General features: G+C 71.0%; 19 protein-coding genes. 9 read left to right on the plus strand and 10 right to left on the minus strand.

Translation table 11 applies throughout. The annotated features are described in order from the left end of the window. Positions 1-128 precede the first annotated feature (128 nt). On the minus strand, positions 129-668 hold the full coding sequence (locus ACQ143_RS02455; protein ID WP_449569130.1) for a gamma carbonic anhydrase family protein: 540 nt from the start codon (positions 666-668) through the stop codon (positions 129-131). Positions 669-779: 111 nt separating this feature from the next. Between ACQ143_RS02455 and ACQ143_RS02460 the strand changes: the two genes are divergently transcribed. Beyond that, the gene (locus tag ACQ143_RS02460) at positions 780-1,265 is read left to right on the plus strand and encodes a Dps family protein (protein ID WP_449569131.1); all 486 of its coding nucleotides are present in this window, start codon (positions 780-782) and stop codon (positions 1,263-1,265) included. 57 nt (positions 1,266-1,322) lie between these two features. Here the strand turns inward: ACQ143_RS02460 and ACQ143_RS02465 are convergent, their stop codons facing one another. After that, entirely contained in the window at positions 1,323-2,822 is a 1,500-nt protein-coding gene (locus tag ACQ143_RS02465; RefSeq protein ID WP_449569132.1) for an amidohydrolase, read from the minus strand. Then, positions 2,819-3,469 carry an FMN-binding negative transcriptional regulator gene (locus tag ACQ143_RS02470; protein ID WP_449569133.1) on the minus strand — a complete coding sequence of 217 codons (651 nt, stop codon included), beginning with the start codon at positions 3,467-3,469 and terminating at the stop codon, positions 2,819-2,821. Before ACQ143_RS02470 ends, ACQ143_RS02465 begins: the two co-directional genes overlap by 4 nt. 38 nt (positions 3,470-3,507) lie before the next feature. Here ACQ143_RS02470 and ACQ143_RS02475 point away from each other — a divergent pair, with 38 nt between their 5' ends. Continuing rightward, complete coding sequence (locus ACQ143_RS02475; RefSeq protein WP_449569134.1) at positions 3,508-3,657, plus strand: hypothetical protein; 150 nt, start codon at positions 3,508-3,510, stop codon at positions 3,655-3,657. 4 nt (positions 3,658-3,661) lie between these two features. Here ACQ143_RS02475 and ACQ143_RS02480 read toward each other — a convergent pair whose 3' ends face one another. Further along, entirely contained in the window at positions 3,662-4,660 is a 999-nt protein-coding gene (locus tag ACQ143_RS02480; RefSeq protein ID WP_449569135.1) for an Fpg/Nei family DNA glycosylase, read from the minus strand. Beyond that, complete coding sequence (locus ACQ143_RS02485) at positions 4,660-5,193, minus strand: ribose-5-phosphate isomerase (RefSeq protein WP_449569136.1); 534 nt, start codon at positions 5,191-5,193, stop codon at positions 4,660-4,662. The genes ACQ143_RS02480 and ACQ143_RS02485 overlap by 1 nt, the downstream gene beginning before the upstream one ends. Positions 5,194-5,249: 56 nt before the next feature. Between ACQ143_RS02485 and ACQ143_RS02490 the strand changes: the two genes are divergently transcribed. The 6 genes from ACQ143_RS02490 (at position 5,250) to ACQ143_RS02515 (ending at position 13,287) form a co-directional block, all read left to right on the plus strand. Then, positions 5,250-5,615, plus strand: coding sequence for an ArsR/SmtB family transcription factor (locus ACQ143_RS02490; RefSeq protein ID WP_449569137.1), 366 nt, complete (start codon positions 5,250-5,252; stop codon positions 5,613-5,615). Continuing rightward, on the plus strand, positions 5,612-7,294 hold the full coding sequence (locus ACQ143_RS02495; RefSeq protein WP_449569138.1) for a SulP family inorganic anion transporter: 1,683 nt from the start codon (positions 5,612-5,614) through the stop codon (positions 7,292-7,294). Before ACQ143_RS02490 ends, ACQ143_RS02495 begins: the two co-directional genes overlap by 4 nt. A 72-nt stretch (positions 7,295-7,366) precedes the next feature. Beyond that, the gene (gene pepN, locus ACQ143_RS02500; protein WP_449569566.1) at positions 7,367-9,913 is read left to right on the plus strand and encodes an aminopeptidase N; all 2,547 of its coding nucleotides are present in this window, start codon (positions 7,367-7,369) and stop codon (positions 9,911-9,913) included. A 136-nt stretch (positions 9,914-10,049) separates the two neighbouring features. After that, a complete protein-coding gene (locus ACQ143_RS02505) occupies positions 10,050-11,162 on the plus strand; it encodes a mechanosensitive ion channel domain-containing protein (protein WP_449569139.1) in 1,113 nt (370 codons plus the stop codon). Next, on the plus strand, positions 11,159-11,614 hold the full coding sequence (locus tag ACQ143_RS02510; protein WP_449569140.1) for a globin: 456 nt from the start codon (positions 11,159-11,161) through the stop codon (positions 11,612-11,614). Before ACQ143_RS02505 ends, ACQ143_RS02510 begins: the two co-directional genes overlap by 4 nt. Before the next feature lie 2 nt (positions 11,615-11,616). Further along, on the plus strand, positions 11,617-13,287 hold the full coding sequence (locus ACQ143_RS02515) for an FAD-binding dehydrogenase (protein ID WP_449569141.1): 1,671 nt from the start codon (positions 11,617-11,619) through the stop codon (positions 13,285-13,287). Between the two features lies 1 nt (position 13,288). Here the strand turns inward: ACQ143_RS02515 and ACQ143_RS02520 are convergent, their stop codons facing one another. After that, a complete protein-coding gene (locus tag ACQ143_RS02520) occupies positions 13,289-13,948 on the minus strand; it encodes a hypothetical protein (RefSeq protein WP_449569142.1) in 660 nt (219 codons plus the stop codon). Positions 13,949-14,004: 56 nt separating this feature from the next. Between ACQ143_RS02520 and ACQ143_RS02525 the strand changes: the two genes are divergently transcribed. Further along, entirely contained in the window at positions 14,005-14,880 is an 876-nt protein-coding gene (locus ACQ143_RS02525) for an acyl-CoA thioesterase (RefSeq protein WP_449569143.1), read from the plus strand. A gap of 10 nt (positions 14,881-14,890) precedes the next feature. Here ACQ143_RS02525 and ACQ143_RS02530 read toward each other — a convergent pair whose 3' ends face one another. From ACQ143_RS02530 to ssb, 4 genes are all read right to left on the minus strand, one after another. Further along, positions 14,891-15,391, minus strand: a complete 501-nt coding sequence (locus ACQ143_RS02530) for an acyl-CoA thioesterase (protein WP_449569144.1) — start codon at positions 15,389-15,391, stop codon at positions 14,891-14,893. After that, on the minus strand, positions 15,384-17,063 hold the full coding sequence (gene ettA, locus ACQ143_RS02535; RefSeq protein WP_449569145.1) for an energy-dependent translational throttle protein EttA: 1,680 nt from the start codon (positions 17,061-17,063) through the stop codon (positions 15,384-15,386). Before ettA ends, ACQ143_RS02530 begins: the two co-directional genes overlap by 8 nt. Before the next feature lie 97 nt (positions 17,064-17,160). After that, positions 17,161-17,673, minus strand: a complete 513-nt coding sequence (locus tag ACQ143_RS02540) for a DUF6993 domain-containing protein (RefSeq protein ID WP_449569146.1) — start codon at positions 17,671-17,673, stop codon at positions 17,161-17,163. 39 nt (positions 17,674-17,712) lie between these two features. Then, complete coding sequence (ssb, locus tag ACQ143_RS02545; RefSeq protein ID WP_449569147.1) at positions 17,713-18,219, minus strand: single-stranded DNA-binding protein; 507 nt, start codon at positions 18,217-18,219, stop codon at positions 17,713-17,715. Positions 18,220-18,237 lie beyond the last annotated feature (18 nt).

Below are 18,237 nucleotides of genomic sequence, written 5' to 3' on the forward strand. Positions count from 1 at the left end.
GACCTCGGCTTTCCTTGGAATTCCGCGCATCTCAATTGAGGGTCTTTGGACGCTTCCAAACTGATTACGCGGGTTCGATTCCCGTCCGCCCCTCCACTGCTCGATCACGGCGCGCGCGTGCCGGTGCGTCAGCGTGCGTCGACGGCTGCGGCGTGGGCCGCCAGGTGCTCGCGGTAGACATCGGCGTTGCGCCGGATGCCCGCCTTCTCCTCGTCGGTGAGTGCGCGCCGCACCTTGCCGGGCACGCCCGCGACGAGCGAGCCGTCCGGCACGACGGTGCCCTCCAGCACGACCGCTCCCCCGGCGATCAGGCACCCGCTGCCGATCACGGCGCCCGACAGCACGACGCTGCCCATGCCGATGAGCGACGCGTCGCCGATCGTGCAACCGTGCACCACCGCGTTGTGCCCCACCGAGACGTTCGCCCCGATGATCACGGGATGCCCGGAGTCGACGTGCACCGACACGTTGTCCTGCAGATTGCTGCCGGCGCCGAGGGTGATGCCGGCGCTGTCGCCGCGCACCACCGCGTTGTACCAGATGCTCGCCTCCGCCCCGACGGTGACGTCACCGATCACCCGTGCGCCGGGGGCGATGAAGCTCGTCGGGTCGAGCGCGGGGGCGCGGCCCGAGACGGTCAGGACGGTGGCATCAGCGGCAATGGTCATGCCCCCGAGGCTACCGTTAGCACAGCCTTCGCTTCCTTGCGGAATGCCTGCGGCTGAGTAGCGTTGGACTCAATGCGGGACATTTCACCCGCCGAGCGGAGGCGAACAGAGATGACCAAGACACAGAACACGTCAGCGACCGCGGCAGGCCCGGAAGCCGCTGCGGGCACCGCCCAGTTCCTCACCCCGGTCGTTCTGGGGCTGCAGGCGCTGGCGGTCAACGGCAAGCAGGCGCACTGGAACGTCCGTGGCGCGAACTTCATCGCCATCCACGAGCTCCTCGACCAGGTCGTGGCCCACGCGCAGGCGTCGGCAGACGAGGCGGCCGAGCGCATCATCGCGGTGGGACTGCCCATCGACGCACGTGTGGCGACCGTCGCCGAGAAGGCGACCACCACGGCCGTGCCGGCCGGCTTCACCCCCTGGGAGCAGCAGGTCGCGGCGATCGTCGCCGACATCGACGCGCTGCTGCCCGACGTGCAGGCGGCCATCGAAGGCCTCGACGAGGTCGACCTCACCAGCCAGGACGTCGCCATCGGGATCAAGGCGAGCCTCGAGAAGGACCGCTGGTTCCTCTCGGCGCACCTCGCGGCCTGACGACGAACGGATGCCCCGGACCCCGCGGTCCGGGGCATCCGTGTCTCTGTGGTGGCCTCAGCCCCGCAGGTGCGTGAGGGTCCCCTCGATCATGGTCGCCACCGCCTGGGTGGAGGCCAGGGCCGTGCCGGCGGTGAGCGGGTCGCGGTCGACGAGCACGAGGTCGGCGACGTCGCCCACGTCGAGCGCGCAGCCGGTGTCCGTGCCGCCCGCGGTCGATCCGGCCAGGGCCGTCGCGGCCGACACGGCTTGGGACGACATCCAGGCCGGACGCTCGTCGCGGGTGCGCAGCACGGCGGCCGCCATCGCCGCCCACGGGTCCAGCGGCGCCACCGGGGCGTCCGAGCCGAGCAGCAGGTTCGCCCCGGCGTCGTGCAGCGACCGGAACGGGTAGGGCACGGCGGTCTGGGTGCTCCAGATGGTGTCGGTGAGGTCCCGGTCGTCGAGCGCGTGCTCCGGCTGGATGCTGGCGGCGATGCCGAGGCGCGCGAATCGCGCGATGTCGGCGTGGGCGACCAGCTGGGCGTGCTCGATGGTGCCGTGTGCGCCGGTTTCGGCGAACGCGTCGAGGGCGTGGGTGTTGGCGAGATCGCCGATGGCGTGCACGGCGGCCGCCAATCCCCCACCGGTCGCGCGCATCAGCAGGTCGACGAGTTCGTGCGGGGGCACGGTGAGCACGCCCCGGTTGTGCGGGTCGCCGGGATACGGATGCGAGCAGGCGGCGGTCCGGGTGCCCAGTGATCCGTCGGTGATGACCTTGAGCGGCCCCATGCGCACCCGCCCGGCCGCGTCGAGCGCGTCACCGGTGCGCAGTCCCTCCGTGAGCGCACGGTCGAGCAGGTCCGGGTACACGGCGAACGAGACCCGGGTCGCCGCGAAGCCGGCATCGAGCCGGCGCGCCCAGGCTTCGGCGTTCCACGCCATGTCGAAGTCGACGATCCCGACGACGCCGCGGGACGCGGCGTCGCGCAGAGCACGGTCGACGAGTCGGTCACCGCCGACCGGGTCGACGGCGTTGAGGCGTCGGGAGATCTCGAACGCGGGCGCCTCCCGCAGCACCCCGGTCTCGTCGACGGCGAACCCTTCGCGGCGCAGCGCCGCGCTGTTGAGCCACACGCAGTGCACGTCGGCACTGATCAGATAGGTCGGCACCTGCCCGGTGGCGGCATCCAGCAGAGCGAGGGTGGGCACGTCGGGCCAGAGGGCGTCGCGGAAACCCGTGCCCACGCGCCGGCCGTCGGCCAGGATCGGCGCGGTCGACATGATCGCCGCCGCCTCCTGTGCTGTGGCCGCCCCGCCGAGCGCGGTGCGCTGGGCCACGAGGGCCCACTGGACGGTGTGGACGTGATGGTCCCAGAGCCCGGCGACGACCCACGCCCCGTCGGCGTCGAGGACCGCCCCACGGCGGGGCAGCGCCCCGGCCGGTGCGACGTCGACGATGGCGCCGCCGGCCAGATGCAGGTCGACGGGCTCGTCGTCGAACGGGTCGAGCCGGTCGACGCCGGTGAGTCGGGCCCCCGCGATCACATCGACGGTGTCACCCTGCTGCAGACTCATCGGGCCTCGCGCGCGGCGCGGATGCTGTCGTGCGCGCGCCGCATCTCGGCGGGCAGGCGGGGATCGGTGTACGGCCCGCTGCCGGCCTCGAGCTCGGTGATGATCGTGTCGACCATCTCGTCGGTCTTGTTCTGGCTGAGCTTGCGCTTGGCGACGACCTTGGTCGGGGTCAGGCGGAACCCGACGGTGCCGCGCTCCAGCCGGCGGACGAAGTCCTCGTCGTTGGGTGGCTCCCACATGAGACGCGGGTGCGGCAGCGTCTTCTCGAACCGTGCGACCAGCCGGTCCAGCACGCGCAGGTTCTCCTCGGTCGACAGGATCTCGGGGACGCCGCTGAGATGCACCGACACGAAATTCCAGGTCGGGACCGCGGCCACGTCGCCGTACCAGCCGGGCGAGATGTACCCATGCGGCCCCTGCACGATCACCAGCAGCTCCCGCTCGCCGAGACCCAGGATGGCGTCGTCGGGCTTGCCGACATGGCCCACGATCGTGAGGTCGTCGCGGTCCTCGTCCAGCAGCACGGCGTAGTGCGAGGCCACCATCCCCTCCGGCGCGTCGCTGACCAGGATCATCCACGGATTCTCGTCGATGACGCGCCGCAGTTCGGCGAGGTCGGTCATCGCGAAGCTCGGGTTCTGACGCATGGATTCAGCCTAGGGTGCCCACGCGCTAATCTTCGCTCATGACGAGGCTGGACGCGGCCCTGGCGGACGTGACGCAGGGGGTCGAGAAAGCCGACCCCTACCTGACCACCATGGCCCGGGCGCGGGTCGCGCTGCGCGACACCGAGGTGAGCTGGCTGGCCGGGCCTCCCGCCGTCGACGATCTGTGAGCGGTCAGGCCTGGCAGCGCGGACACCAGTAGAGCTTGCGCGCGGCCATCTCCTCGAGCACGATCGCGGTACCGCAGACCCGGCACGGCAGTCCGGCACGGTGATACACCCAGTGCCGATCGTCGCGATGGGCCATCGCCTTGCGGTACGCCTCCGGGTCGAGGTCGTCCATGGTCATCATCTGCCCGGTCTCGACGCCGATCGCGAGCAGTCGCACCCAATCGCGCCACAGGTCGCGCACGGTCGCCTCGGGCACGTCGCGGCCGGGCGTATGGGGGTTCAGGCGCGCGCGGAACAGCATCTCGGCCCGGTAGACGTTGCCGATGCCGCTGACCACGGTCTGGTCCATGAGCAGCTGTCCGATGGCCGTGGGCTTGCGCCGCACGATCGTCGTGAACCGCTCCTCGCCCTCGGCCACGTCACCCACGCGCGGGTCCGGCCCGAGCTTCGCGACCGTCGCCAGCATCTCGTCCGGCGTCTGCAGCTCACACGCGGTGGGTCCGCGCAGGTCGGCGCACGTGGCATCCGTCAGCAGGCGCAGCCGCACCTGACCGACCACCGGCGGCGGCCACTGGTCGCCCTCATCGGCGAGCGGGTTGGTCTGCTCGCTCATGCGCACGTGCACCCGCGCACGACGCGGCGCGCCGATGGAGGTGAGGGAGTTCTCGCCGTCGGCGTCGAACACCGGCTCCTCCAGGTCGGTGCCGCGCTGGTTGGTCTGACCCATGCGCCCGTTGGCCGAGGCGATGGTCGGGTCGACGAGGATCTCCCCGGCGAAGTCCCACGCGCCGTAGAGCCCGAGATGCACCCGCAGCCACAGATCGTCGTCGAACTCGAGGAACATCTGCTTGCCGACCGCACGCACGTCGGTCGGCGTCCGGCCGTCGATGACCGCAGCGCCCTCGGCGAAACGACCCTGCGGGCTGGACGCCGCCACGCGGTGACCCACGAAGTTGCGGGCGAACTGCCGGGCGATGCGGTGGACGGAGTGGCCTTCGGGCATCAGCCCGCTTCCGGATCGATCGCGTCGACCGACTCGCCGCCGCGCAGGTGTGCCCGCGGGTCGGGGGCCAGGGAGCCGTCGATCTCGTAGGCGGCCAGCTGCCCGATGCGCCGGGCGTGGCGCTCCTCACCGGAGAACGGGGTGGCGAGGAAGCGGTCGATGAACGTGACGGCCTCCTCGAAGGTGTGCTGGCGCGCGCCGATCGAGATGACGTTCGCGTCGTTGTGCTCGCGGGCCAGTTCGGCTGTCGACAGGTTCCACACCAGCGCGGCCCGGATGCCGCGGACCTTGTTCGCGGCGATCTGCTCCCCGTTGCCCGAGCCGCCGAAGACCACGCCGAGCGCTTCGACACCGGCGGCCTGGTCGACGGCGACCGCCTGTGCCGCGCGGATGCAGAAGGCCGGGTAGTCGTCGAGCGGGTCGTAGGAGACAGGACCGTGGTCGACGACCTCATGCCCCTGCCGGGTGAGGTGTTCCTGCAGCTGCGTGGAGAAGTCGAGACCGGCGTGGTCCGTCGCGATGTGGATGCGCATGCCCCCATCCTATTCAGCCGTTCTCGCAGGGAGGCCTGCGATATGATGGTTTCATCATGCCATTGACTCCCTCCCAGAAGCCGCTCTATGAAGTGAAAGCGAACCTGTTCAAAGGCCTCGCCCACCCGCTGCGCATCCGCATCCTGGAACTGCTCACCGCCGCCGACGAGGTCAGTGTCGCGGTGCTGCAGACCGACACCGGGCTGGAGGCGTCCCACCTGTCACAGCACCTCGCCGTGCTGCGCCGCCATCGCCTCGTCGAATCCGAGCGGCGCGCCAGCCACGTCTATTACCGGCTGGCAACGCCGCAGGTGGCGGGTCTGCTGACCTCGGCACGCGCCCTGCTGCTGGACCTGCTCGCCGGCGACCGCGACCTGCTCGGGGACGCGGCGCAGCTGCCCGAAATCGGGGTCACACCGTGACCGACGTCGCCCGGCCCGCCCGCACCCGCCGCGTGCTCACCCGCGCCGCGACGCTACTCCCCTCGCGCGCCGACTACACCGGGGCCCGCCGCACCTGGCGCGGGGACCTGGTGGCGGGTGTGACCGTCGGCATCGTCGCCCTGCCGCTGGCGCTGGGATTCGGCATCAGCTCGGGACTCAGCGCGGAAGCGGGCCTGGTGACCGCGATCATCGCGGGATTCCTCGCCGCGATCTTCGGCGGCTCGCACGTCCAGGTGTCGGGTCCGACCGGCGCGATGGTCGTCGTGCTCGCGCCGATCGTCATGAACCACGGCGTCGGCGCGGTGGCCACCGTCACCCTGATGGCCGGCGCGATCGTGCTCGCCGCGGGTGCGCTGCGTCTGGGACGGGCGGTGTCGTTCATCCCCTGGCCGGTGATCGAGGGGTTCACCCTCGGCATCGCGGTCATCATCTTCCTGCAGCAGGTGCCGCAGATCACCACCGGCGCGCCCGCCACCGACCACAGCACGAACGCCGTGATCGCCGCCATCGAGTCGCTGGGCTCGGCCGACCCCGTCTACCTGCTGTGGGCGCTGGGCGCGGCCGCGATCGTGGCCGCCTGCATGCTCCTGGCCCCGCGGATCCACCACGCGATCCCCGGCTCGCTGCTGGGCATCATCGTGGTGACCGTCCTGGTCCTCGTGGTGCCCACGCCGCTGGCGACCATCGGGGAACTGCCCTCGTCTCTCCCGGTGCCCGCACTGCCGACGATCGACCCGGCTGTGCTGCCGGAGCTGGTGATGCCGGCCGTCACCGTCGCGGCCCTGGCGGCCATCGAATCGCTGCTGTCGGCGCGGGTGGCCTCGTCACTGGCCGAGGTGGGCGGCTACGACCCCGACCGGGAGCTGGTCGGCCAGGGCGTCGCCTCCCTGGGCGCGGCGATGTTCGGCGGCATGCCCGCCACCGGGGCGATCGCCCGCACCGCCGTGAACGTGCGTGCCGGCGGGCGCTCGCGGATCGCCTCCGCCTTCCACGCCGTCGTGCTGCTGGGCGTGGTGCTGGTCGCCGCCGGGCCGGTCGGCCAGATCCCGCTGGCGGCGCTGGCCGGCGTGCTCATGGTCACCGCGGTGCGGATGGTGCACCGCGACACCGCCCGCGCCATCCTGCGCTCCACCCGCGCCGACGCGCTGGCGTTCATCCTCACCGCCGTGGTGACGGTGGCCTTCGACCTCATCATCGCGGTGATCATCGGCGTCGCGTTCGCCGGCGTGATCGCGCTGCGCAGCCTGTCGGGGGCCTCCCGCATCCACCGGGAGCAGATCACCGGCGACGCCGAGCCGGGCGACGAGGGGATCGCCATCATCCGCATCGACGGCCCGCTCCTGTTCACCTCGGCCGACCGGGTCCTCGACGAAGTGTCCGGCGTGGCCGGGGTCACCGTCGTGATCCTGCGCATGAGCGCGCTCGAGCTGGTGGATGCCACGGGCGCGCGCAGCCTGGGCGACATCGTCCATGCGCTGGAGCGGCGCGGCATCACCGTGCTCATCAAGGGCGTGCAGCCGCGGCACGAGGGGCTGTTCCGCACGGTGGGGGTGCTCGGCGCCCTCCGCCACCACAAGCACCTGTTCACCACGCTGCCGGAGGCGATCGAGCACGCCCGCAGTCATATCCGACGCCAGTCGGCGGCCGGAGACGCGTAGGCTTTACGGGTTGCCGTCGGCGCCAGCAGCGCCGGCGACCGGCATCCACCCGAACCCATGGGAGTCACGCACGTGCCTGGAGAGAACCTCACCCGCAGCGAAGCGCAGGAGCGCCGCGCGATCATCGACACCACTTCGTACGAGGTGGCACTGGACCTCACGACCGGACCGGAGGTGTTCCGCTCCCGCACCGTGGTCCGGTTCGCGGCCACCGAGGGGGCGGCGACCTTCATCGACCTCATCGCCCGGACCGTGCACGAGATCACGCTCAACGGCCGCGCGATCGACCCGGCCACCGCGTTCGCGGACTCGCGCATCGCCCTCGACGGCCTCGCCGCCGACAACGAGCTCGTCGTGGACGCCGACTGCCTCTACACGAACACCGGTGAGGGACTGCACCGGTTCGTCGATCCGGTCGACGGCGAGGTCTACCTCTACTCGCAGTTCGAGGTGCCCGACTCACGCCGCGTGTTCGCCGTGTTCGAGCAGCCCGACCTCAAGGCGACGTTCCAGTTCACGGTGACCGCGCCGGCGCAGTGGCAGGTCGTCTCGAACTCCCCCACCCCCGAACCGGTCGCGGCCGGTGACGGCGTCGCGACCTGGACGTTCGAACCCACGCCGCGCATCTCGTCGTACATCACCGCGCTGATCGCGGGGCCGTACGAGGCGACCTTCGCCGAACTGACCAGTGCGTCGGGTCGCGTCATCCCGCTGGGTGTCTACGGGCGCAAGAGCCTGTGGCAGCACCTCGACGCCGACTACATCTTCAACAAGACCCGCGAAGGCTTCGCGTACTTCGAGGAGAAGTTCGGCGTCCCCTACCCGTTCGCCAAGTACGACCAGCTGTTCGTCCCCGAGTTCAACGCGGGTGCGATGGAGAACGCCGGTGCCGTCACGTTCACCGAGACGTACGTGTTCCGCTCGAAGGTGACCGACGCCGTGAAGGAACGGCGGGTCGTGACCATCCTCCACGAGCTGGCCCACATGTGGTTCGGCGACCTGGTCACGATGAAGTGGTGGAACGACCTGTGGCTCAACGAGTCGTTCGCCGAGTGGGCCTCGACGATCGCGACCGCCGAGGCCACCGAATGGACCGCCGCGTGGACGACCTTCAACGCGATGGAGAAGACCTGGGCGTACCGGCAGGACCAGCTGCCCTCCACGCACCCGGTCGTCGCGACGATCAACGACCTCGAAGACGTGCAGGTCAACTTCGACGGCATCACCTACGCCAAGGGCGGCTCGGTCCTCAAGCAGCTGGCCGCCTGGGTCGGCATCGAGGCGTTCTTCGCCGGCGTGTCCGCGTACTTCCAGAAGCACGCCTGGGGCAACACCGAGCTGAGCGACCTGCTCACCGAGCTCGAGGCCACCAGTGGGCGCGAACTGGACTCCTGGTCGAAGAAGTGGCTCGAGACCGCCGGGGTCAACACGCTCTCCCCGGCCGTCGCCACCGACGCCGACGGCGTGATCACCCGCTTCGCGATCGTCCAGACCGCGCCGGCGGACTACCCCACCATCCGTCCGCACCGGCTCGGTGTCGGATTCTACGATCTCGACGGCGGCGCTCTCGTGCGCACGCACCACATCGAGCTCGACGTCGACGGCGACCTGACCGAAGTGCCCGAGCTGAAGGGGCGGCGCCGGCCCGACCTCATCCTGCTCAACGACGACGACCTCGCCTACGCGAAGATCCGCCTCGACGAGCAGTCGCTGCAGACCGCGATCGCGCACCTGGGCACGATCGCCGACCCGCTGGCCCGGTCGCTGGTCTGGGGTGCCGCCTGGGACCAGACCCGCGACGCCGAGGCATCGGCGTCCGACTACATCGATCTCGTGCTGGCCAACATCGGCGCCGAGACGGAGTCCACGACCGTGCGCACCACCCTGCAGCAGCTGCAGCTCACCGCGAACGCGTACGTGGCGCCGGCCACGCGCGACGCGGCCCGCGCGAAGGTCGCCGACGGCCTGTGGGCGCTGGCACAAGAAGCGGATGCCGGCAGCGACAGCCAGCTGCAGTTCGTGACCGCGTTCGCCTCGGCCGCGGCCACCGACGCGCACTGGGAGCAGGTGCGTCGCCTGCGTGACGGCGAGACCGTGCTGGAGGGTCTGGAGATCGACGCGGACCTGTCGTGGGCGCTGCTGGTGTCGCTGGCCGCCGGGGGCCGGGTCACCGCCGCGGACATCGACGCGGCCCTGGCCGCCGACAACACGGCCAAGGGCGGCGAGTTCGCCGCGCAGGCCAAGGCGGCCCTGCCCACCGTCGACGCCAAGCGTCAGGCATGGGCGTCGCTGGTCGACTCGGCCGACCTGCCCAACACCGTCGTGCGCTCCGCGGCCCTGGGCCTCGTGCACCCCGCGGGCGTGGCCGCGCTGGAGGCCTTCGTCGAGCCGTACTTCGACATGCTGCTGCCGGTGTGGGAGAACCGCACGTATCAGATCGCGAACTACCTGATCACGGGTCTGTACCCGGCCGCCCTGGCCGACACGCGCCTGCGCGATGCGACGCGTGCCTGGCTGAGCACGCACAGCGACGCTCCCCCCGCGCTGCGCCGGCTCGTCGCCGAGAACCTCGCCGGTGTCGAGCGCGCCCTGTCGGTGCAGGAGCGCGACGCGCAGTAGCCGCCCGGACGAGGCACGTGATACCGCGGTACCGCGCCGCGAGCGCGAGAAGCCCCCTGCCGGCCGTTGTGGCTGCAGGGGGCTTCTCCGTCGGATTCAGCCGGCGCCCCGCGCACGGTCATTAGGATCGAAACCGATGCGCTACCTCGAATCCGAGGGCGACCCTGAGCCCGTCCTCGCGTCCCCCGACTTCTGGGCCGGCTTCCTCGACTGGCTGGCCGCCGCCGGGGCGAACCTGCTCGCCGTGGCGGGGATCATCGTCGGCTGCGTCGTGGTGGCCTGGCTGCTGCGGTTCGTGATCCGGCGGGTCGTGGCACGCATCGTGTCCGGCGCCAAGAACAAGGCCAACGTCGACGACACCCAGGCTCTCGAGCAGTCGCCGCTGTCGGCCGTGCGGCTCGTGCAGCGCACCCGCACGCTCGGCTCGATCCTGCAGAACATCGTCAACATCGCCCTGGTCGTCATCGCCCTGCTGCTGATCGTGCATCAGCTCGCCCCGGACGCCCTCGGCTCCTTCGCCCTGCTGTCGGCGGCGCTGGGCGCCGGGCTGGGCTTCGGCGCCCAGAACATCGTCAAGGACGTGCTCAACGGCATCTTCATCGTGGCCGAGGACCAGGTCGGCATCGGCGACGTCGTCGACCTGGGACTGGCTGCGGGCATCGTGGAGTACGTGAGCGTGCGCATCACCCACGTGCGGGACGTCAACGGCACCCTCTGGTATGTCCGCAACGGCGAGATCACCCGCATCGGCAACATGTCCCAGGGCTGGGCCCGGGTCATCGTCGATGTGGCCGTGCCGACCGGCGCCGACCTGGACGAGGTGGAGGCGCGGCTGCTGGCCACCGCCGGCGAGCTGGCCGGTGACACCAAGTGGCGCACCCGGATCATCGAGCAGCCCGAGATGTGGGGGCTGGAATCGGTCACCGGCGAGGCGCTCGTGATCCGCCTGGTCATGAAGACCCGCGCCAACGCGAAGGACGATGTCGCGCAGGAACTGCGGATGCGTCTGAAGCGCGCCCTCGACGAGATGGGCCTGGAGCTGCCGCAGCTGAACTCGGTGTTGCTCACCGGGCTCGAAGGCGCGCAGCGGGTGCGGGGTGCCAACCCGCCGCGCACCCGCCCGACCCCGGTGGCCAAGCCGCGGGCCCGGCCCGTGTGGCGACCACGGAAGGGCACGCCGCCCGCCGACGCCGAACCGCCGGCATCCCCGCACCCCGCACCCGAACCCCCCGAAGGCGAGACGTCATGACCCGCGAGAACCCGACCAGCTTCTACGACGAGATCGGCGGGCACGCCACCTTCGTCCGGCTGGTGGAAGTGTTCTACGCCGGCGTGGCCGAGGACGAGGTGCTCAAGCCCATGTACCCCGAGGAGGATCTGGGTCCCGCCGCCGACCGCCTGCGGATGTTCCTCGAGCAGTACTGGGGAGGCCCGACCACCTACGGCGAGCAACGCGGCCACCCCCGCCTGCGGATGCGGCATGTGCCGTTCCACGTGAACCCGGATGCCCGGGACCGCTGGCTGAAGCACATGCGCGCGGCGGTCGACGCGCTCGACCTGTCGCCCCTGCACGAGGCGACCATGTGGGATTATTTCGAACGCGCCGCACACGCCATGGTGAACACGTTCGAACCCACCGGGATCGGCCCGGCGCGCACGCCGCACGCCACCGATCTGACGATGCTGCCTACAAAGGAGTAGTCATGCCGCACGACCCGCAGACCCACCAGACCGACGTGCTCATCATCGGGTGGGGGCTGGCCGGTCTCGTCGCCGCCGGCGAAGCGCTCGCGGCCGGGCGCCGCGTCACGATCGTCGATCAGGAACCGCGGACCAACCTCGGCGGGCAGGCGCACTGGTCGTTCGGCGGGCTGTTCTTCATCGACTCGCCCGAACAGCGCCGCATGGGCATCTCGGACTCGCTCGAACTGGCCCGGCAGGACTGGTACGCCACCGCCGGGTTCGACCGCACGGAGGACGCCCGCCCGCGGCAATGGGCCGACGCGTACCTCGACTTCGCGCACGGCGAGAAGCGCGCCTGGCTGCGCGGGCTGGGGATGACGTTCTTCCCCGTCGTGGGCTGGGCCGAGCGCGGCGGCTATCTCGCGACCGGTCCCGGCAACTCGGTGCCCCGATTCCACATCACGTGGGGCACCGGGCCGGGCGTGGTCGCGCCCTTCCAGCAGGCCGTCGAAGACGGTGAGCGCGAGGGCCGGGTGACGGTGCTGGCCCGCCACCGGGTCGGGCGGCTGCTCCTCGCCGACGGTGCCGTCACCGGGGCCGCCGGCGACATCCTCGCGCCGTCGGGTGCAGCCCGGGGCGTCGCGACCTCGCGCGAGGTGGTGGGGGCGTTCGAGATCACCGCCGGGGCCGTCATCGTCGCGGCCGGCGGCATCGGCGGCAACCACGACCTCGTCCGTGCACAGTGGCCGGCGCGACTGGGCACGCCACCGGCATCCATGCTCAGCGGCGTGCCCGCCTACGTCGACGGATCGATGCAGGAGGTCGCCCGGGCCGCCGGCGCGCACCTCATCAACGGCGACCGGATGTGGCACTACGTCGAGGGCATCCAGAACTGGAACCCGGTCTGGCCGCACCACGGCATCCGGATCCTGCCCGGCCCGTCCTCGGTGTGGCTGGATGCCACCGGTGCGCGCCTGCCCGTGCCCCTGTTCCCCGGGTTCGACACGATGGGCACCCTCGCGCACCTGCGCGGCACCGGCCACGACCACTCCTGGTTCGTGCTGTCCTCGCGCATCGTGGAGAAGGAGTTCACCCTTTCGGGCAGCGAGCAGAACCCCGACCTGACCGGCAAGGACATCGCGCTGCTCGCCAGGTCCCGGCTCGGCAAGGGCGCTGCCGGACCCGTGCAGGCGTTCCTCGACCGCGGCGCCGACTTCGTGGTGCGCGACACCCTCGAAGAGCTGATCGCGGGGATGCAGGCGCTGCCGGGCGGGGATGTCCTCGACCCGCACCGCGTGCGCACCGAGGTCGAAGCGCGCGACCGCGACGTCGTCAACGACTTCACCAAGGACGCCCAGATCGCGATGCTGCGGTCGGCGCGGGCCTTCCGCGGCGACCGGCTCGTGCGCACGGCGCCCCCGCACCGCATCCTCGACCCGAAGGCGGGGCCGCTCATCGCGGTGAAACTCCACGTCGTCACCCGGAAGTCCCTGGGTGGCATCGAGACCGACCTGACCGGGCAGGCGCTCGGCGCCGACGGCGCGGCGATCCACGGGCTGTATGCGGCCGGGGAGGCGGCCGGGTTCGGCGGTGGCGGCGTCCACGGCTACCGGGCGCTGGAGGGGACCTTCCTGGGCGGCTGCCTGTTCTCCGGCCGCGTCGCCGGGCGTGCGGCTGCGGCCGCCGTGTAAGTCACCGACCGGTGCGGCGTACCGGTGTGATCCCGGGCACCTGCTGACGGCGCACCAGCACGTGGCCGCGACGCAGGGTCACGCGCGACCAGGCGCCGGACACCCGGACCGGCGCGGTCTCGTCGCCGCCGAGGAAGCCGAAGGTGAACGCGGCGAACGCGACGGCGCGCGGCAACCCGTGCAGCGCCGGGTCGTCCTGCCCCCACACCGCCGTGCGCACGGCGCGCACGACATCCTCCCCCGCCTGCGGCGGGACGCGTGTCGCCACCTCCGCGACCCCGTGCTCGGCGGTGACCGCCAGCACGCCGGCGGACAGCTCACCCACCGGACGCCACTCGGTGCGTGGCGGCGACACCCCGGTCCACGGTGCGCGCACGGCGGTGTCCGGCAGCACGAGGGCCGATCCGGTGCGCAGGAGCGTGGCGGCATCCACGCTCAGGTCACACACCAGCTCCGGATCGACGGCCATCACGCGCATGCCGATGACGGTCGGTGTCGCATCGAGCAGGCCGCGCGGCGTGAGCGCGGCGGCGGTCATCGTCAGCACACCGTCCCCGGCCCGCAGGTGCACGACACCGTCCTCGACGCGGGCGGCCCGCTGCGCGAACGTCAGCGCATCGACGGCGCTCGGCTCGTCGCAGAACAGGAGACGTGGGGCCATCAGCCCTAAACTACCAACGGATCGATGCACCTGGCGTCGACCGGGATGGAGCATGCGTGTCCGAAGATGTCGACCCCGTCGGGGCGCTGCTGGAGGTCCTGACCCTCGACTCGGGGGCGGCGCGTACGACCGAAGACATCTTCACCGGCGTGTCCCACAGCATGCCCACCGGCCGGGTGTTCGGCGGCCAGGTGCTGGCGCAGGCCGTGATCGCCGCCGAGCGCACCATGCCGCCCGACCGCACGGTGCACTCGATGCACGGCTACTTCCTGCGCCCCGGCGACGCCGAACGCGGCATCACCTTCGCCGTCGACCGCATCCACGACGGCAGGTCGTTCTCGACACGCCGTACGCAGGCGTATCAGGACGGGCTGCCCATCTTCTCGATGATCGCCTCGTTCGAGATCGACAGTGCGGGGCTGGACCACCAGGCGCCGATGCCGTCCGACGTGCCGATGCCGGAGGATCTGCCCGACGTCGAAGAGGGTCTGAGCGGACTGCACCCCATGTCCAAGCGGTTCTTCGTGGATCGACCGGTGGAACTGCGCCATGTGCCCTCCCCGATCTACAGCCGGGTCGAGGGCGAGCCGGCACCCCGGCAGTCGGTCTGGATGCGCACCCGGGCGGCGCTGCCCGACGACCCGGCACTGCACCGGGCGGCCCTGGCGTACATGAGCGACCTGAGCATCCAGGAGTCGGTGCTGCGGGCACACGGCGTGAGCTGGTCGCACCCCGGACTGAAGGTGGCCAGCCTCGATCACGCCATGTGGTGGCACCGCCCGGCGCGCGTGGACGACTGGCTGCTGTACGACCAGGAGTCGCCCAGCGCCCGCGGCGGACGGGGCCTGGGCACCGGACGCATCTACACCCGGGAGGGTGTGCTGGTCGCGACCGTCGCGCAGGAGATCATGGTGCGCGTGCCCGCACCGTGACCGGACGCGGTCAGCGCCGGTGCCCGTACGTGATCGCGGGCCCCTGGTACGGCCGCCATGCGTCCCGCATGCGCGCAGACAGCCGGGTGGGCCGGCCGGTCGCGACGTCGACCATCACCACGACCGTCGTCGCCCGGGCGTAGAGCACGCGCGGGCGCTCCTCGACCGGGCTGAACACCTCGTAGCAGACCTCGATGCTCGAGCCACCGATCTTGCCGAACCACATCTGCACGTCGAGGGGCTCGCGCCGGTAGGGCACCGGAGCGAGGTACTCGATCTCCTGGCGGGCGATGAGGGTGATCGTGCCCGACTGCAGGCCCGACTCGACCACGGCCGTGTCGGGTGCCTGTTCGCCGGCCACCGGCATCCAGAACACCCGGACACGGGCCTCTTCGAGCAGCTTCAGCATCGACGTGTTGTTCACGTGGTTGAACGCGTCGAGGTCGCCCCAGCGCAGGTGGATGGGGACGTGGATGCGCCGGTGCCCGGCGTCGGGGGCGGACTCAGTCACGGGTGAGCTTGCGGTGGGTGGTGCGGTGCGGACGCGCCGCCTCCGGGCCCATGCGCTCGATCTTGTTGGCCTCGTACGCCTCGAAGTTGCCCTCGAACCAGTACCACGCCGCCGGGTTCTCGTCGGTGCCTTCGTAGGCGAGGATGTGCGTGGCGATGCGGTCGAGGAACCACCGGTCGTGGGTGATGACCACCGCGCACCCGGGGAACTCCAGCAGCGCGTTCTCGAGCGAGCTCAGGGTCTCGACGTCGAGGTCGTTGGTGGGCTCGTCGAGCAGCAGCAGGTTGCCGCCCTCCTTGAGGGTCAGGGCCAGGTTCAGCCGGTTGCGCTCACCACCGGAGAGGACGCCGGCCTTCTTCTGCTGGTCCGGGCCCTTGAACCCGAACTTGGACACGTAGGCCCGCGACGGGATCTCGGTCTTACCCACCGTGATGATGTCGAGTCCGTCGGACACGACCTCCCACAGGGTCTTGTTCGGGTCGATGTTGGCGCGGGTCTGGTCGACGTAGCTGATCTTCACGGTCTCGCCGATCTTGAGCGAGCCGCCGTCGAGTTCTTCGAGCCCGACGATCGTCTTGAACAGGGTGGTCTTGCCGACGCCGTTGGGGCCGATGATACCGACGATGCCGTTGGGCGGGAGGCTGAAGCTCAGGTCATCGATGAGCAGCCGGTCGCCGAAGCCCTTGCGCAGGTTCTTCGCCTCGATGACGACGTTGCCCAGGCGCGGGCCGGCGGGGATCTGGATCTCCTCGAAGTCGAGCTTCCGGGTGCGCTCGGCCTCGGCGGCCATCTCCTCGTAGCGGGCCAGACGAGCCTTGGACTTGGTCTGGCGGCCCTTGGCCGACGAGCGGACCCACTCGAGCTCGTCCTTGAGGCGCTTGGCGAGCTTGGCGTCCTTCTTGCCCTGGATGTCGAGTCGTTCGGCCTTCTTCTCGAGGTAGGTCGAGTAGTTGCCCTCGTAGCCGATCAGCCGGCCCCGGTCGACCTCGGCGATCCACTCCGCGACGTTGTCGAGGAAGTACCGGTCGTGGGTGATGGCGATGACGGCGCCCTTGTACGCCTTCAGATGCTGCTCGAGCCACAGCACGCTCTCCGCGTCGAGGTGGTTGGTGGGCTCGTCCAGCAGCAGCAGGTCGGGCTTCTGCAGCAGCAGCTTCGCCAGGGCGACGCGGCGCTTCTCACCGCCGGACAGCGGCGCGATCGCGGCGTCGGCCGGCGGAGTGCGCAGGGCGTCCATCGCCTGCTCGAGCTGCGAGTCGAGGTCCCAGCCGTCGGCCGCGTCGATCTCCTCCTGCAGCACACCCATCTCGGCCAGCAGCGCGTCGAAGTCCGCGTCGGGATCGGCCATCAGCGCCGAGATCTCGTTGAACCGGTCGAGCTTGGCCTTGATGGCCACGCCGTCCTGGATGTTCTCGAGGACCGTCTTGGTCTCGTCCAGCTCGGGCTCCTGCATGAGGATGCCGACGCTGTAGCCCGGGGTCAGCTTCGCCTCGCCGTTGGACGGCTGGTCGAGCCCGGCCATGATCTTGAGGATCGTCGACTTGCCCGCGCCGTTGGGCCCCACCATGCCGATCTTGGCGCCCGGCAGGAACGCCATCGTCACGTCATCGAGGATCAGCTTCTCGCCGACCGCCTTGCGGGCACGGACCATCTGGTAGATGTACTCGGCCATGCGTCTGCACGCCCCTTACTGCTCACGGTGATTCGCCGGATCCGGCGGAAGTTCCCTCTAGCCTACCGGCGCGCCCCTCAACGACGCCGCAGAGCGCTCACCAGTCGATGTCGCGGGTGTCCCCGACCAGGCATCCCCCCGAGGGCAGGGCCGGCAGCACGACGGCGGTCGGATCCGGTGTCGACGGGCCGACCTGCCCCACGAGGCACTCCTGGCCCCACAGGACGGAGAACTGGATGCTGTCTGCCGGGTTGTCCACCGTCGTCCGGTCGCGCGTGACCTGCATGGCCTGCTTGTCGAATCCGGCCGCGACGAGCGCGTCGATGTAAAGCCGCCCTTCGACGGCGTCGTGCTCGGCGGCGACCTGTTCGACCACGTCGCGGAACAGGGGCAGGTTGTCAGCCGCCGACCCGTCGGGCACCAGCACGGGACCGGTGGGCGTCGGGGTGGCCGACGGCGTGACCGCCGGTGCGGTGTCGGTCGGCGACGGCGTCGGGGCGGGCGGCGGCGGCGCTGTGCACGCCGTCACGGCCATCACGATCAGCGCCGCGCCGGCTACGGGCACGAGCAGACGGGCTCGTCGGAAGCGGGATGCGGGGAATCGGCGCACCCCGCGATTCTAGGGGCCGCGTCTGCGCCCGACCTGACATCAGGCCACGGTGGCCCCGCCGGCCGGTACCGCGGCCCACTCCGGGGCGTCGGACGCCGGGGCGTCGGACGCCTCCGCCTCCGGCGCCTGCCACGCCGCCGGCGATCCGTCGCTGACCGCATCCTCACGCTCGCCCGTCTTCTCGGACGTCGGCTGGGCGCGCCGGAAGAGGCTGGTCCCCCAGCGCAGGTCATGACCGAGCGCCTCCGCGTCGATCTCCGCGGCCATCCCCTGCTTCTGGCCGGTGTCCCACTCGCGCACGCGGAAGGTCCCGGTCACGATGACCCGCTCGCCCCGATGCAGCGACGCGAGCGCGTGCTCGCCCAGCGCACGATACGCGGATACGGCGTAGAAGCTGGCTTCGCCGTCGACCCACTTTCCGGCACCGCGGTCCCAGTGCCCGTGGTTCGCGGCGAGGCGGAAATTGACGACGGTGTCACCGCTGCCCAGCTTGCGCTGCTCGGGGACGGTCGCGATGTTGCCCACGACGGTGATGCGTTCCTTCATGATGTCTCCTTCGATCGG

Source organism: Microbacterium pollutisoli (assembly GCF_053586795.1).

Coding starts and splice junctions, on each gene's coding strand:
- ACQ143_RS02460 (WP_449569131.1), top strand. CDS start 780: ATGACCAAGACACAGAACACGTCAGCGACCGCGGCAGGCCCGGAAGCC.
- ACQ143_RS02485 (WP_449569136.1), bottom strand. CDS start 5,193: ATGCGCATCCACATCGCGACGGACCACGCCGGTCTCGACTTCTCCACG.
- ACQ143_RS02505 (WP_449569139.1), top strand. CDS start 10,050: ATGCGCTACCTCGAATCCGAGGGCGACCCTGAGCCCGTCCTCGCGTCC.
- ssb (WP_449569147.1), bottom strand. CDS start 18,219: ATGAAGGAACGCATCACCGTCGTGGGCAACATCGCGACCGTCCCCGAG.
- ACQ143_RS02515 (WP_449569141.1), top strand. CDS start 11,617: ATGCCGCACGACCCGCAGACCCACCAGACCGACGTGCTCATCATCGGG.
- ACQ143_RS02480 (WP_449569135.1), bottom strand. CDS start 4,660: ATGCCCGAAGGCCACTCCGTCCACCGCATCGCCCGGCAGTTCGCCCGC.
- ACQ143_RS02490 (WP_449569137.1), top strand. CDS start 5,250: ATGCCATTGACTCCCTCCCAGAAGCCGCTCTATGAAGTGAAAGCGAAC.
- ACQ143_RS02510 (WP_449569140.1), top strand. CDS start 11,159: ATGACCCGCGAGAACCCGACCAGCTTCTACGACGAGATCGGCGGGCAC.
- ACQ143_RS02455 (WP_449569130.1), bottom strand. CDS start 668: ATGACCATTGCCGCTGATGCCACCGTCCTGACCGTCTCGGGCCGCGCC.
- ACQ143_RS02520 (WP_449569142.1), bottom strand. CDS start 13,948: ATGGCCCCACGTCTCCTGTTCTGCGACGAGCCGAGCGCCGTCGATGCG.
- ACQ143_RS02465 (WP_449569132.1), bottom strand. CDS start 2,822: ATGAGTCTGCAGCAGGGTGACACCGTCGATGTGATCGCGGGGGCCCGA.
- ettA (WP_449569145.1), bottom strand. CDS start 17,063: ATGGCCGAGTACATCTACCAGATGGTCCGTGCCCGCAAGGCGGTCGGC.
- ACQ143_RS02475 (WP_449569134.1), top strand. CDS start 3,508: ATGACGAGGCTGGACGCGGCCCTGGCGGACGTGACGCAGGGGGTCGAG.
- ACQ143_RS02470 (WP_449569133.1), bottom strand. CDS start 3,469: ATGCGTCAGAACCCGAGCTTCGCGATGACCGACCTCGCCGAACTGCGG.